Source organism: Bacteroides faecalis (assembly GCF_003865075.1).
In the GTDB taxonomy this organism is placed as follows: domain Bacteria; phylum Bacteroidota; class Bacteroidia; order Bacteroidales; family Bacteroidaceae; genus Bacteroides; species Bacteroides faecalis.
In genome coordinates, this window is sequence record NZ_BHWB01000011.1 from 1 (window position 1) to 14,399 (window position 14,399).

13 protein-coding genes are annotated in these 14,399 nt (G+C 42.6%); 6 read left to right on the forward strand and 7 right to left on the reverse strand.

Annotation, left to right across the window (positions count from 1 at the left end; translation table 11 throughout):
- The 6 genes from mobV to EJF25_RS16750 all read right to left on the reverse strand — a co-directional run.
- Positions 1–890, reverse strand: an 890-nt coding sequence (mobV, locus tag EJF25_RS16725) for a MobV family relaxase (protein WP_125042026.1), incomplete at its 3' end; no start/stop codon positions are given.
- A 186-nt stretch (positions 891–1,076) separates the two neighbouring features.
- A complete protein-coding gene (locus EJF25_RS16730; RefSeq protein WP_117589463.1) occupies positions 1,077–2,039 on the reverse strand; it encodes a DUF8464 domain-containing protein in 963 nt (320 codons plus the stop codon).
- Positions 2,040–2,248: 209 nt separating this feature from the next.
- Positions 2,249–3,325: an AAA family ATPase gene (locus EJF25_RS16735; protein WP_117616358.1), complete on the reverse strand. Its 1,077-nt coding sequence runs from the start codon at positions 3,323–3,325 to the stop codon at positions 2,249–2,251.
- Complete coding sequence (locus EJF25_RS25815) at positions 3,315–3,860, reverse strand: DEAD/DEAH box helicase family protein (protein ID WP_235016740.1); 546 nt, start codon at positions 3,858–3,860, stop codon at positions 3,315–3,317. Before EJF25_RS25815 ends, EJF25_RS16735 begins: the two co-directional genes overlap by 11 nt.
- A 65-nt stretch (positions 3,861–3,925) precedes the next feature.
- On the reverse strand, positions 3,926–4,330 hold the full coding sequence (locus EJF25_RS16745) for a hypothetical protein (RefSeq protein WP_117589464.1): 405 nt from the start codon (positions 4,328–4,330) through the stop codon (positions 3,926–3,928).
- Positions 4,331–4,332: 2 nt separating this feature from the next.
- Positions 4,333–5,565, reverse strand: a complete 1,233-nt coding sequence (locus EJF25_RS16750; RefSeq protein WP_016277256.1) for a site-specific integrase — start codon at positions 5,563–5,565, stop codon at positions 4,333–4,335.
- Between the two features lie 811 nt (positions 5,566–6,376).
- Between EJF25_RS16750 and EJF25_RS16755 the strand changes: the two genes are divergently transcribed.
- On the forward strand, positions 6,377–7,450 hold the full coding sequence (locus EJF25_RS16755; RefSeq protein ID WP_125042027.1) for a metallophosphoesterase: 1,074 nt from the start codon (positions 6,377–6,379) through the stop codon (positions 7,448–7,450).
- A gap of 18 nt (positions 7,451–7,468) precedes the next feature.
- Here the strand turns inward: EJF25_RS16755 and EJF25_RS16760 are convergent, their stop codons facing one another.
- Positions 7,469–7,864 carry a GNAT family N-acetyltransferase gene (locus EJF25_RS16760; RefSeq protein WP_125042028.1) on the reverse strand — a complete coding sequence of 132 codons (396 nt, stop codon included), beginning with the start codon at positions 7,862–7,864 and terminating at the stop codon, positions 7,469–7,471.
- Positions 7,865–8,140: 276 nt separating this feature from the next.
- Between EJF25_RS16760 and EJF25_RS16765 the strand changes: the two genes are divergently transcribed.
- From EJF25_RS16765 to EJF25_RS16785, 5 genes are all read left to right on the forward strand, one after another.
- Positions 8,141–8,686 carry an RNA polymerase sigma-70 factor gene (locus EJF25_RS16765; RefSeq protein WP_125042029.1) on the forward strand — a complete coding sequence of 182 codons (546 nt, stop codon included), beginning with the start codon at positions 8,141–8,143 and terminating at the stop codon, positions 8,684–8,686.
- Positions 8,687–8,764: 78 nt separating this feature from the next.
- Positions 8,765–9,442 (forward strand): hypothetical protein, encoded by a 678-nt coding sequence (locus EJF25_RS16770; RefSeq protein ID WP_125042030.1) that lies wholly within the window; start codon positions 8,765–8,767, stop codon positions 9,440–9,442.
- An 18-nt stretch (positions 9,443–9,460) separates the two neighbouring features.
- Complete coding sequence (locus tag EJF25_RS16775) at positions 9,461–10,453, forward strand: FecR family protein (RefSeq protein ID WP_125042031.1); 993 nt, start codon at positions 9,461–9,463, stop codon at positions 10,451–10,453.
- 103 nt (positions 10,454–10,556) lie between these two features.
- Positions 10,557–13,184: a secretin and TonB N-terminal domain-containing protein gene (locus EJF25_RS16780; RefSeq protein ID WP_125042032.1), complete on the forward strand. Its 2,628-nt coding sequence runs from the start codon at positions 10,557–10,559 to the stop codon at positions 13,182–13,184.
- A gap of 121 nt (positions 13,185–13,305) precedes the next feature.
- On the forward strand, positions 13,306–14,394 hold the full coding sequence (locus tag EJF25_RS16785) for an MBL fold metallo-hydrolase (protein ID WP_235016843.1): 1,089 nt from the start codon (positions 13,306–13,308) through the stop codon (positions 14,392–14,394).
- The last annotated feature ends 5 nt before the right edge of the window (positions 14,395–14,399 follow it).

Sequence of the window (14,399 nt, forward strand, 5' to 3'; positions counted from 1 at the left end):
CTCTCTTCACGGGCGGCTATTTCGTTTTGCAAGCTGCGGTTGTCCGCCTCCAGCTCCCTGATTTTCCCACTGCCCAAAAGAGAACCCACCTTCGCCATGATGGCGGTCTTTGCCTCCACCTTGACCGCCTCCAGCTTTTGCGTGTTGATTTCCTTTCTGGCCGTTTCCAGCCGTTTCTCCGCCTCTTCCTGCTCGGCTTGGAGTTGGCGCACGTTCTCTTCCAGTTCGTCCGTCTGCCGCCTCAAATCGCGGTAATACTGGGCGGTGGAGACATGCCGGGCTTCCGAACCTCTTATCCCGCGTTGCAGGCCGTATTTCACCATGACTCTGGCATAGTCGTCGTGATAGGCAATCAGTTTGGTACGGTTCAACACGTCGTCGGCACACAGTCGGACGGCATTCGCCTTCTTGCGGTAAGTTCGCCCTTCCTCCTTCGGCTTCTTCTGCCCCGCCTTCCTGCGCTCTCCCGTCACTATCGGTACAAGTGTGGCATGTATGTGCGGCGTGTGCTCGTCCATGTGCAGCACCGCCGAGACCACGTTCTCCCGCCCGAAGGTCCTGTACAGCCAGTCCATGCTGTCCCGGCACCAGTCGTCCAGTCTTCCGGCTTTCTCTATTTCCATCATGTCCTCATGTGTTCCTGAGAGCATGACACGGATGGCGCGTACCTGGTCGTGGGTGATTTTCCTTCTGATGCCCGCACTGCTGATGCGGGCCGCAATCGCGTCGTCACGCTCCCTGATGCCTTCGGGCATCCGGACGAGCTCGCGGTTCAGGTGCGTGCGCGTGGGGTCGACGTTCGGTGCTATCACCCTGCGCTCGATATGGTCGGACATCCGGCTGTCGGATGCCCCCTTCGCTTTTCTGAAATCGAGTGAGAAATATCCCATTGTAAAGTCTTTTTAGGTTTGACAATTCCGCCTGCCGTGCGGATATGCCTCACGGCGAACGGGGTGTGCAGAGGGGCCGGCCCCTCGCCTCAATAGGGCGTTTTTAGCTGCGCTTGCGCTGCGTGAAGAAAACGCCCTATTGAGCTATGGCTTTTCACTGTGCAAAAAGCCTGCGGGATGCGTGGGTTACATTCCGATGCCCTTCCCCTTTTTCTTGCCCGGCTGCTGCACCCACTGTACTTGCTTTGCCTGCTGTACCGGGTTCACCTGCTGTGACAACTTTTTTCCGTTCAGGTAGTCGTTCAGGTCCTTGTACCCGCTGTACACAGGTGATGCGTCGCGGACACGCGAACCGTACTCTCTTTGGATTTCGCGCAGGGCTTCCAGCCCGGCGCGGTCGTTGTCAAGGAAGCAGTGTATCCGCTCATAATTCCCCAGCAGCCGCAGGGCTTTGGAAAGATTGGAAACCGAGTTCAGCACGATATAGTCCTGTCCGTCAAGGGCGGGGCGGTCGGGATGCCCCGCCTGCCGCAGCGTGAGAAAGGAGAGGTAGTCCATGAAACCTTCGAAGAGGCAGCAGGTTTCCCCCGGTTCCGTTTGCCGTATGTGAGTGATGTCTTTCGGGGCTATGCAGCCCTTGAAGAACTTGTTGCGTATCTCGTAGCCTCCCGAACGGTTGGGAAAACCGACGGCAAAGTAGGGTTTGCCGTCGGTCAGATAGTGCACCTCCCTGCATTCTCTTTTTGCCAGTTCCGTATTTATCCCCCTTTCCCGCAGATAGGAGAATAAGGCGGGGGAAGAAAGCGGCATTACTTCCAACTGCCGGAAACTTGGTTGTGATAATGTCTGCCCGCCAAAAGAGAAGGAGACGGGGCGCACGTGCGGTGCCTGCCTTGCTATCATTTCCAGAAGGTAGGGCACATGGTCGGATGCGTAGAGTTCCGCCGCTAGTGCGATGATGTTGCCGCCTTTCCCGGTGGCAAAGTCATACCAGAGATTACGTTCGGTGTTCACCTTGAACGAGGCCTCGGTTTCCTCCCTCAACGGTGACTTGTACCATAGGTTGCCGCCCTGCCGTCTTACGGGTGAGTACCCCAGACTGTGCAGGTATTCGGCTATGCTGATTTGTTTCGCTGTCTGAATGTCCATACGTGTGAGTGTTTGAATGAATGACTGTTTTTGTTTTTTCGCCCGCACCTTCTTATATAAGGTACGGCATATACATGGCTTCACTTAAATGCTCGTATATATAGGATACGGGTATTAAGTGAAGCGGTTGCGTGATGTCCGCGCACCGCTTCGCTTTTCCCTTATATATAGGCACCGTGAATAAAGTGAAGCGTTTCTCCGCATCCGGTTTAATAATGGAAATCGGGCATGAAGGTGTATTTCCTGCCGTTCTCCTGCACTATCATCCGCTTGTTGCGCAACGTGATGATGAGCGATACCGCCTTGTGGTGGTTCAGTCTCACGCCGACGGAGGCATAGGCATTTATCAGCGCGTCCTCCAGTTCCTTGTAGCCGTATTCGCTTTTCAGTGCGAATGCCGCCTCCAGCGCGATGCGGTGCTGTTGCTCCGTGATGTGCCTGTACGCGTCGAACGGCTCCTGCTGCGGTCTTCCGGCTTTCCTCCCCTGCGGGGTATAGTTCTCCACCAGTTCGGGAAGTGCCCTGTCATTGATGCGGAAGGCGAACGGCTCGAAGTCCATCGCCCGGATGTGCATGGCCGATACCCGACTGATGTCGGCGTCGCCCTTGTCCTTCTCCACCAGCAGCACCGTCTCGGCCTTGTTGTTCAGTTCCGTGCCGATGTGCCCGCGCGCGTTCTCGTCACCCTTGTTCTGGTGCAGTATTGTGTGGATATGTATCTGGCGGTCGTCCGTCCACTGCATCAGCTTGGAGATGATGCGTGTGGATTCGCCGGGGCTGTTGATGTCGTACACCATGTCGCGGATGCCGTCTATCACGACAAGTCCCAGTTCCGGGGTATTGTAGATGGCCTGCTCCACAGCCGCGATGCGTTCTTTCGGGGTGTACTTGCGCAGGGCGAGAAATTCGAGGTGCTCGCTGTCCCGGTCGGTCGGCAGGCCTGCCATGCGCAGGATGCGTTCCATCACTTTGAGACAATGGTACGGGCTCTGTTCGGTATCAACGTAGAGGATTTTCCGCTTGTCCTTGGGCAGTTCCGCCGAATACAGCAGTACCGTGCCGTTCTTCAACGCCGCCGCGACGATGGCAGAGACGTTGAACGTCTTCTTGCTTTTCGCCTTGCCGATGGACGCGCTGAAATTGCCCAGCGTGCCGACGACAGTGCCGTTCGCCTTCAGTATCTCGGGAGCCTTCTCACATTTCATGCCGATGCTCAGCCGTGAGGCCTGCCAGATGATGATGGCGTTCTCACGGGTCACTTCTTCCATGCGCTCGTTACTTTCCATGGCTGCGGAGTTTTCGGTTTGCGCTTCTGGCGATGGCGAGTGCCGCCTCGCCCTTGTCGTTCACACGTCTTGCGAGGCTTTCGGCCCATACGAGCAGCTCCCTGCGGGAGAACAGCAGTTTGTTTCCGTACTTGCGGAACGGCACATTCCCCTTGGCGGTCAGCTTGTAGAGGCGGGCCTTCGAAATCAGGAACCCGTGCTGTTCGAGTACCCCCACAGCCGCATCCGGCGTGAGGTTGTCGGGTTCGTCCTTCGGCAGGGTGAGCCCTGCCAGTGTCTGCGAGACGCTCTCGCTCACGATTGCCCGGAGTTCCTCGGGCGTGGTAAGAATGATCTGGTTCATTTTCTTCCTTTCTTTTTGGGTGTTTGTACTATGGCTGTCGTCACAGCCGTTCCAACCGGTTGTGGCGCAAAGGAAGAATAAAGGAAAGCGAATATCGAACCGCAAATAACTTAACACGGATATGACTTTTATGGACGTTTCATGACTTTTGGTGACACTGCGTGGGGCGGGTAAAAAGGGAAACGGTGCCATAGGCGGATATAATCTTCCAATGGCACCGTTTTGCACACATATGTCAAGTGATTCGGAATGCACTATTATTTCACATCCTTTAACTTTCCGAGTTGGGAAATGACTTCTTCTATTACGAAATATTTCTCTCCCGGTATCCCGATGTCGGAGCGCGATATGAAGCCCAGCTCCTCCCACCGGGCTATGCTCTGGCGGCTCACGCCCGCCATCTTTGCCAGTACACTCTGGCCTATCATCTCCCTGCCGAGGATGACGGGGTATTTGTACTTGCGGGTGGCATGGCTGAACCTTATGCGTTCGATGACCGCCTCCACATTGTTTATGGTGGGCCGTACCCGCTCCTGTACGCGTATCACGGCCTCCGTTATCTCATATCCGGCAAGCCCGGGATGTCCGGAAAGCTCCTCCCATATGGCACCGAAACATTTGAGGTGCCGTATCTTTATCTCTCTGGTCTTCTTTCTTGGCATGGTCAGTCGAATTTGGTAAGTAACTGCGCGTTCCTCATCCGTTCGTCCCGCTCGAAACTGGCAAGGTAGTTCTCCGTTATGGCAAGGTTGGAGTGCCCCAGACTTTCGGATATGTAGGAGATATTCGTCCCGCTGCGCTTGAGCACGGTGGCGAACGAGTGCCGGGCCGAATACGTGGTCACGGGGGGCAGACCCACCGCCTCGGCTATCCTACCCAATACCTTGTTGCATTTCTGTATGACCGTATCGACAAGGTGCTTGGTGGCGAAGCCGTCCTCCTTCCCCGTGGCGAACTTGAAGATGAGCGTGCCGGGGTTTCCGTCGTCGGGGTTACCCCAGCGGTCCATGATTTTCCGCATCTCGGGGGTGAGCACCGCACGTATGGTACGCACTTGCTTGGAAGTATTCATCGTTTTTGCCCTGACAAAACAGATTTCACCTCCCACGATGTTTCCGTAAGTAAGATAGAGCATGTCCCGGAAGTTGATGCCGTTGCAGAGGTAGGAGAAGAACCACATGTCCCGGTAAAGCTCGGTTTCCTCCCTTCCGTCGGTATAGGTGACGAGCCTCTTTATCTGCTCCAGTGTGAGTGCCAGCTTCCTGCCCTCGGCTGAGGGTATCTCGAACCTGTTCCTGCCGAACGGGAAGTGCGCCTCCTTTATTATGCCGTCCGCCTTTGCCCGGTTCATTATCGCCTTGAGCATCTTGAAATAGACGCTGAGCGTGGACTTGCTTTTCTTTTGGCCCGTCCAGAATCTTCCGCAGCGGTTCAGCCAGTCCACCGTGACGGCAGAAAACGGAATGTCTTTCCCTGCAAACTCCTCCACCGCCGTCAGCAGTGCATGATAGCTGCGGTACGTACCCGCCTGCCCGTTACGTTTCAACTCTTCCGTCTTCGCCTTTATCGCGGCGTTCACTGTCGCGGTGGAGCATCTGCCCAGCCGGACACTCAAAAGATCAAACGCGAAATCGCCACGCTCGGCGAGTGCCTCCACCTGCCCCTTGATGATTGAGAAGCTGTTCTCTATGTTCGAGCGTGCCTCCGTGAGCCTGCGGCTCTTGCTTTCCGCAAGGTTCGCCCAATCCTCCTTTGACAGCTCCTGCCCCGTGGAATAGTATTTCTGCCTGCGGTTGTGTATGACTTGTATCTTCACGGGGAACAAGCCGCTTTTCTTCGCCCTGCGTGCGTCCAGTACCGACAGCACCGAAATTCCGTCCTTTGAATACTTGTACATAATCTGCCGTTTTTGATGGTTCTTTACTTGGTCTGTATGCAAATATATGTGCATACGATTTGCATACAAAAATAGAGATTATCGGAAAACGATGCAAATTATTTGGAGAGAAAATTTGCTAAAACGCACTATAATACAGTGATTTGCGTATATAGGTCAAATGGTGGAAAATAAATAAAAATGGGCTTATTTTAACTGTATGTAAAAGTTAGTAGTATTTGCTCTATTACCCGTAGTATCGGTTGAGTAACAATTCTATTAATTGATAAAAAACAGTTAAGCAATAAACTGGAAGTGACAATAGAACTATCCTGAATTTTTATTGTCACTCTATTGTCACTTGTCTATTATCACCATTTCAGCATTGATTAGTAACTGTTTAACTTAAAAAAGTGACAAGTGACAATAAATAACCGCTTTATTTTCTCTAGGAATGACAAGCTGGACGCTGAGAACATAGTGATAATCGTTCAAATGTTATAATTGAAACCGTAAATTTAATACTCTTATCGTTATGTTCTTGTTATTCAAATAAATTATTCTTTTATCGAATACCGTTATTGAAGTCAATAAAGTTGTTTTCAAAGCAGAATGGTTACTTTAAAAAACGTTTTAGCGATGCGGGATTTGAGAAATATAATTCAGGAAAACATAACAAACGAAAATATAAGTAAACTGTGTTCTATGGAACAAGTACTAATCCAAACAGTATGTTATTTGAAGAAAAAATATTAATTGGAGTATGAATACAATATATTTTTTGTATATTTGGTTCCAATAATTAAGTTCTCAACTATTGTATCTAATAAATATGAAGAAACCAATTTTATTCTTTTGGGCAGTACTTACATTCATACTTCCCACGCTAGCACAACAGCGAGCAGACCAACAACACCTTGAAAATAATGAATCATTTTCAATGATCGTATTGGGAGATCCTCAAGGATATACAAAATACGACATCAACCAACCGATATTCGAACTCTGTACGGCATGGATCGCTGATAATATTGATAATCTAAACATAAAGGCTGTACTCTGCACAGGAGATCTGGTAGAACAAAACGAGAACATTACAATGAATCGGAAGATGCTTAATCAGACAAGTGAAGAAATGTGGGAATCCGCTTCACGTTCATTTGCGCGTCTTGATAACAAGGTTCCTTATATAATATCTTGTGGTAATCATGATTATGGATACAAAAGTTCAGAATGTGGTATCACTCATTTTCCTGAATATTTCCCTTTCAAACGAAATTCAACCTGGAGAGATTGCCTTGTCGCTGACTTTCCGAATCGTAATGGGGTAGTATCTTTAGAGAATGCAGCTTTTGAGTTTAAAGTTCCTAATTGGGATAAAATATTAGTTATAACATCCGAATTTGCTCCACGTGATGAAGTGCTTGAATGGGCTAGAAATCTAGTTGCAAAGAAAGAATATATTGATCATAAGGTTATATTTATGACTCATTCTTTTCTTCGGGAGCGCAATGCGAAACGTACGGATAATGAGCATTATAAAATAACTCCCCGGAATTGGGGACAAGGAGTTTGGGATAAACTGATTTATCCCTCTTCAAACATTGATCTGGTTATATGTGGGCATACGGGTAAGCCGGGTGAATTTGAGGATGCAGTCGCTTATCGTGTAGACCCGAATAAGGCGGGAAAAAAAGTTCACCAAATGATGTTTAATGTACAAATATCGGGCGGCGGCTGGGAAGGTAATGGAGGAGACGGTTGGCTCCGTATACTTGAATTTATGCCTGACGGTAAAACTATCAAAGTAAAAACCTATTCACCATTATTTGGATTTTCCCCTTCAACAAAGCATCTGGCTCATCGAACAGGAGCTTGTGATCAGTTTGAGATGGTCGTTGAATAAGAGTACGTGTTCAGGTATTTATTTCAGATGTTTTTTCATCAGGAAATTGGTAAGACATAATTGATTGGCCTGTCTTTTCTGTTCTTGTTCGATGCAATATCCTTTTTTCTCAAAAGAGGTTTTGGCTGTTAAACTAACTTCGGATGTGATCATTTCTATTTGATGATAGGTCGCATATTTCTCTATTTCGGTTAGCAGGAAGGTAGCTACTCCTTTCTGTTGATAGTCTGCATGTACAAACATGGAATGCAAGTAACCGTCTTTCCGTATAGATGCAAATCCAATAGCTTGGTTCGTTTCATTGAGAGCTATAATAAAATATAGATTGTTGATTAGCTCTTTCCAATGTGCAATATTCTCACCACACGAAGCCCAACCCTGAACTTCTTCAAGAGAGTAGTCTTTTATGTTTATTGTCGATACTCAGATCGGTTATCTAACATCAGCAAAAAGTGAGGCTTATCAGAATACTTCAATCCAATAAATTCATTAAACGGAAGTTTTGTTACATCTATAAGCGTTTAATTGTAATATAATTATATAGTCGTACAAATATATAAATAATTATAGGTCCGAGCACGTGAATTGTACTAATATATAAAAAGCTTAAATAAGTCGGGAGAAAATAGAGATGAAGTTGTATTGATAAATAAAAAATCATATTTTTCATACCCAAATACGAAAAACTATATGAATATTGAAACGATCGCAGCATTTCAACATGGAGATCATAAGGCTTTTGAATATATTTTCCTTACTTATTTTGATAAAGTAAAGTATTTCCTGAATGGACTTTTAAGATCAGAAAGTGATGCAGAAGAGTTGGCACAAGATATTTTTGTAAATCTGTGGGTAAATCGGCAAGTTATCAATCCACATAAATCGTTTAACACCTATATTTATACGATCGCTCGTAATACAGCTTTCAACTATTTAAAGCATAAATCGGTAGAAGAAGCTTTCAAGGACCATTGCAGTTCTTTGAATCTTGAAGAAGATGATAGTTCTGATGAAATATTATTTGCAAAAGAAATAAACTTATTGGTGGAAATGGCTGTATGTAAAATGCCCATTCAAAGAAAAAAGATTTATCAAATGAGTAGAAACGAAGGTTGTTCCAATGAGGACATTGCCAAAGATTTAGGTATTTCAAAAAAGACAGTAGAAAATCAGCTTAGCCTTGCTTTACAAGAAATCAGACGTGTTATTTCATCCTTTTATATTTTCTTTTTCTAATAAAAATGTCTTTTAGGTCGGGAGTAGTCGGTCTATTAGTTGTATTAATCATATAGAGATTAAAAAAACAGATATAATATGAAAAAGAGAATAGTGATATTACTTCTTTCGGCTTTTGTATTTACCACATACGTTTTCTCGCAGACAACAGAAAATGAAAAGAAAGTAGAGACCAAAATAGAAGGTAAGATTAAAGTGGATGAGAAACTGATGTATGATCATACTAAAGAGAAAATAGATTTGATGTATAATATTAATAGGGTGAATTTAAAAAGTATTCCTACTTTAGCTGATTTTAGCCGATTTCAGCAAACGGCTATCTCCCGGCGATTCTCATTTGTGGGAAATGGCAAAGAAGTCACTTATCTGGGAATGGGTAAATACTTTTCTATTAATGGTGCAATACGTTGGAAAGTCTCTGATAAACTATCCCTGGATGCAGGAGGACTATTTAGCCGACAGTTTTATTTCTCAGGACCTATTACGCGGCAAGATGTTATGGGTATGAATGTAAAAGGGCAATATGCATTGAATGATTATATACGTCTGGAAATCTGGGGACAATATATCTTCCCCAATGAAACTTATTCTTATTCAAGTTACAACTCTTTATTTTCACATACAGGTATTGGCACGTCAGTATCGATTGATTTAAAAGAGAATACAGGCATAAAAGTCGGGGCAGAATATCAGTATGATAGAAAGACGCAGAAGTGGGGGCTTGAATCTACCGGAAAGGTTAGTATTGGTTTTTAATGATATAAAAACATAGGTATGAAAGAAAATTATATTTATCGGATTCTAAATCAATTTTTCACTCATGCGTATCCTTCTGAAATGGAAGAGCAAATACAGGAGTGGATCGTAGAAGATAAGTGGAGTATTGAAAAAGATAAAGCTTTATATACTATCTGGAATGAGGTACAAATAGCTCCCAATGAAGGGACTTATCAATCTCTTCAAAAAGTGAAAATGGTTCTTGGATTCCATGAGAAGCCTGCGAGGATTTTCAAACGTCGTCATCAATGGTTGAAATATGCGGCTATTTTTATTCCGCTTTTTTTATTAACCGGATGGTATTTATATAATAATCAGGATGTAAATACAATGGAAGTTGTCACTGCCAATAATGAGCAAAAACAATGTACACTTCCGGATGGTACAACAGTCTTATTGAACTCGGATACTAAACTCACTTATCCTTCCAAGTTTGAGGATTCCACACGTATCGTTAATTTGGAAGGAGAAGCGTATTTTACGGTAACCAGTAACCCATCTAGACCTTTTATAGTGGCTACCCAACATTTATCCGTCAAAGTTCTCGGAACAAAATTTAATATATCCGCCTATTCAACGGACGATCGCGCTGTCACTACATTAAACAGTGGTAGTATACAGGTTGATATAAAATCAGGAGAAGTCACCAATAGGTATATTTTAAAACCTAATCAACAGATTGTATATGATAAAATAGACAAATCTGTTTTGTTGAATACCGTTACAGATGAAAGTCTTGGTTGGAAAAACGGTCTGTTGATATTTCAGGATGCTACGTTTAATGACATTATTTATACTCTTCAACGTAGGTTCGATGTGATCATCGATTATGATAAACAGAAATTTTCAAATGACTCTTATACAATAAAGTTCATTAACAAAGAAAATCTTGAAGAAATTCTGGGTGTATTAAAGGAGGTTGTAGGAGATTTTGATTATAAAATACAAAGTGGTAAAGTAACTTTAATAAAGAAGGAGGTGAGCGAATAGATAAAAAAAGAACCGGAAACTGTTTTGAAGCCATTTCCGGTTCAGAAAAGCCAAACATGTTCTAAATAAAACGAGTATTTAACTTTTCAATATTTTAAAATATATGTTTTCATTTGAAATCAAAAGTAGACAAAATAATCTGAACTATAAAATAATTTGTTTGATTATTACACTTATTATATCAGTTGCATCTAACGCACAAAACACAAAAATTACAATTTCGGGACGGGATATTACTATAAAACAAACATTTGAACAGATTGAAGCACAAAGTAAATATACCATTGCTTACAGTAAAAATCAACTGGATATTCAACGGAAAATTACCATTGATGTTAAAGATGTGAGTCTGAAAACCGCTCTTGATCAAATTTTAAAAGGAACCGGACTGACTTATAAAACAAAAGAAAACCATATCATTATTTCATTACCGGATAATAAAAACAAATCGGATGACAATTCTAAACAGAAACCAACTCAAACGGTCAGAGGAATTGTAGTAGATGCTAAAACGAATACTCCTTTGGAATATGCTTCTGTCAGTTTATTAGAAGAACCTTCTTTGAGTGCTTTCACTGATAGTATGGGACGTTTTCAAATTCGTCATGTTCCGGTTGGGCGTTATAATGTTCAAACTTCTTTTATGGGATATCATCCGAATATTATCAATGAAGTGGTGGTAACTTCTTCAAAAGAGGTTTATATGGAAATACCGGTGAATGAAGATGTTCATACGCTAAGTGAGGTTGTCATACAACCGGAAGTGAAGAAAGACAGACTATTGAATCCTATGGCTATCACCGGCGGACGCATGATAAGTATGGAAGAAGCGAGTAGATTTGCCAATGGTTTTGACGATCCGGCCAGGTTAAGTTCTGCATTTGCCGGAGTAGCCGGAGATGTTGGTACTAATGCTGTGGCTATAAGAGGAAATGCCCCACAGTTTAATCAATGGAGATTGGAGGGTATTGAAATTCCTAACCCTACTCATTTTGCAGATATATCCGGCTTAGGAGGTGGATTTCTATCAGCTTTAAGTACTCAGGTAATTGGTAATTCTGATTTTTATAATGGTGCTTTCCCCGCTGAGTATAATAATGTTTTATCAGGAGTATTTGATATGCACTTGCGTAATGGAAACAATCAAAAGTATGAACATACTTTTCAAGTGGGGCTAATGGGAATTGATCTGTCTTCAGAAGGACCTATAAGTAAAAAGAGAGGAAGTTCCTATCTAATTAATTATCGCTTTTCTACTACTTCACTGGCCTCCGGGAATGATATAAATCTAAAATATCAGGATTTGGCATTCAAACTGAATTTTCCTACCCGAAAGGCTGGAACTTTTTCTATATGGGGGCTAGGATTAATTGATAAAAATAAGAGTGAACTTTCGGATCGTTCTGAATGGGAAACTTTAGGAGATCGTCAGTCCGGAGAAAATAACCTTGATAAATCGGCAGGAGGATTGACTCATAAATACCACATTAATGAGAATACCTATATCCGTTCTTCACTATCAGCAACCTATTCTAAGGATCATACAATTGTTGATCAGCAGGTAGATGACAAATTGATAAGGGTGGGAGATATACAAAATTCAAGATGGGATATCGTATTTAATTCTTTTATAAACAGGAAGTTTGGTTCAAGACACACCAATAGAACAGGTATTACAGTGACCGAATTAAAATATAATCTTGATTATAAGGTGAGCCCTTTTTTCGGACTCGATAAACCGATGGAGCAAATTTCAAAGGGAAATGGAGAGAGTACTGTCTTTTCAGCCTATAGTAGTTCGATCATAAATTTGACTAATTATTTGACAACTAGTATTGGAGCTACTGCACAATACTTCACATTGAATAAGAACTGGTCCGTTGAACCACGAATTGCATTAAAGTGGGAAATGAATCCGAAACATGCTTTATCCGTCGCTTATGGATTGCATAGCCGAAGAGAAAAACTAGACTATTATTTTGTTGAACGGGATATCAATGGAAAAAAAGAATCAAACAGATATCTGGATTTTTCAAAAGCGCATCATTTTGGAATCACTTATGATTGGAATATTAGTCAGTCTCTACATTTAAAGGTAGAACCTTATTATCAATATTTATTTCATATCCCAGTGGAAGAAGGTTCTTCATTTTCTATTATTAATTACGAAGAGTTCTATTTGGACAGAATTTTGGAAAACACCGGATTAGGAAAAAACTATGGTATAGATATCACATTGGAACATTATATGAGAAATGGATTCTATTACATGATCACAGGATCATTTTTTAAATCGAAGTATAGAGGAGGAGATCGTATTTGGCGAAATACAAGATTAGATAAAGGTTATCTTTTGAATTTACTCGCCGGAAAAGAATGGATGGTGGGTAAATATAAACAAAATGTATTTAGTATTAATGGACGTTTGTTCTTTCAAGGAGGAGGACGTTACACTCCTGTAGATGAAGAGAGAACACTTGCTGAACATGATATTGTCTGGGATGAAACTAGAGCCTATGAAAATAGATATAATCCTTCAATAAATGGTGATATATCCTTGAGTTACCGGATTAATAAGAAAAAAGTATCGCACGAATTCTCATTAAAGATATTGAATGTTGGTATGAACACCGGAATGCACTTTTATCAGTATAATGAAAAGAAAAATATAATAGAGAAAAAAGATGGATTAGGTATAATTCCTAATATCAGCTATAAAATTCATTTCTAATGTTATTTTATTAGCCATTATATTAGAATTGGTAATTGGGGTAAAATAATCTGTAATATAGATAATTTAAAATATTCCAAATAAAGTATCTTTGCTGCATAAAATGAATCAATGAATTGTTATGCATATAGTTAAGAGAAGTAAGGTACGTATGGTTATAGGATATATATTAGTTGTAATAGTATTATTAGCAGTTGTTGTGATTGCTTTTATCAATCAACCCAGTTTTGGCAGAATACCTCGTGGAGAACGTCTAGAACGAGTGAAACAATCTCCAAACTATAGAGATGGAAAGTTTCAGAATCTGCATGAAACTGTATTGATGACTTCAGACAAAGGACGTCTGGAAGGTATCTGGGATTTTCTTTTCCAAAAAATAGAAGGTTTGCGACCAGATGTTCCTTTGCCGGCAATCAAAACAAATCTTAAGAACTTGAATCAGGATGAAGAAGCCATTATATGGTTCGGACATTCGTCTTATTTAATTCAAACAGGTGGAAAGAGGATTTTGGTAGACCCGGTATTCTGTATGGCTTCTCCTGTATCTTTTATCAATAAACCATTCAAAGGTACGGATATCTATCATCCGGAAGATATGCCGGATATTGATTATCTGGTTATCAGTCATGACCATTGGGATCATCTCGACTATCATACTGTTAAAGAGTTGAAAGGACGAATCGGTAAAGTGATTTGCCCGCTAGGTGTCGGCGAACATTTTGAATACTGGGGATTCGACAAAGACCGCATCATAGAACTTGATTGGAATGAGGATGCTAATCTTGAGTCCGGCTTTATGATTCATTGCTTGCCGGCCCGTCATTTCTCAGGTCGGGGATTTAATGCCAATCAGTCTTTATGGGCTTCCTTCTTATTAGAAGCTCCTTCTCAGAAAATATATATAGGTGGAGATGGAGGATACGATACTCATTATGCAGATATTGGTAATCGTTTCCCCGATATTGATCTTGCTATCCTTGAGAATGGCCAGTACAATGAGGAATGGAAATACATTCATCTGATGCCTCAATACATGACACAAGCTGCAAGAGATTTGAAAGCTAAACGTATCCTTACCGTACACCATTCTAAATATGCATTAGCTAAACATCGTTGGGATGAGCCGTTGAAGAATGCGGAAAATATGAAGTACAAAGACTCATTAGATGTATTAATTCCGAAAATAGGTGAAATTGTCAGATTAAAATAAGCATT

Coding starts and splice junctions, on each gene's coding strand:
- EJF25_RS16730 (WP_117589463.1), bottom strand. CDS start 2,039: ATGGACATTCAGACAGCGAAACAAATCAGCATAGCCGAATACCTGCAC.
- EJF25_RS16735 (WP_117616358.1), bottom strand. CDS start 3,325: ATGGAAAGTAACGAGCGCATGGAAGAAGTGACCCGTGAGAACGCCATC.
- EJF25_RS25815 (WP_235016740.1), bottom strand. CDS start 3,860: ATGGCACCGTTTCCCTTTTTACCCGCCCCACGCAGTGTCACCAAAAGT.
- EJF25_RS16745 (WP_117589464.1), bottom strand. CDS start 4,330: ATGCCAAGAAAGAAGACCAGAGAGATAAAGATACGGCACCTCAAATGT.
- EJF25_RS16750 (WP_016277256.1), bottom strand. CDS start 5,565: ATGTACAAGTATTCAAAGGACGGAATTTCGGTGCTGTCGGTACTGGAC.
- EJF25_RS16755 (WP_125042027.1), top strand. CDS start 6,377: ATGAAGAAACCAATTTTATTCTTTTGGGCAGTACTTACATTCATACTT.
- EJF25_RS16765 (WP_125042029.1), top strand. CDS start 8,141: ATGAATATTGAAACGATCGCAGCATTTCAACATGGAGATCATAAGGCT.
- EJF25_RS16770 (WP_125042030.1), top strand. CDS start 8,765: ATGAAAAAGAGAATAGTGATATTACTTCTTTCGGCTTTTGTATTTACC.
- EJF25_RS16775 (WP_125042031.1), top strand. CDS start 9,461: ATGAAAGAAAATTATATTTATCGGATTCTAAATCAATTTTTCACTCAT.
- EJF25_RS16780 (WP_125042032.1), top strand. CDS start 10,557: ATGTTTTCATTTGAAATCAAAAGTAGACAAAATAATCTGAACTATAAA.
- EJF25_RS16785 (WP_235016843.1), top strand. CDS start 13,306: ATGCATATAGTTAAGAGAAGTAAGGTACGTATGGTTATAGGATATATA.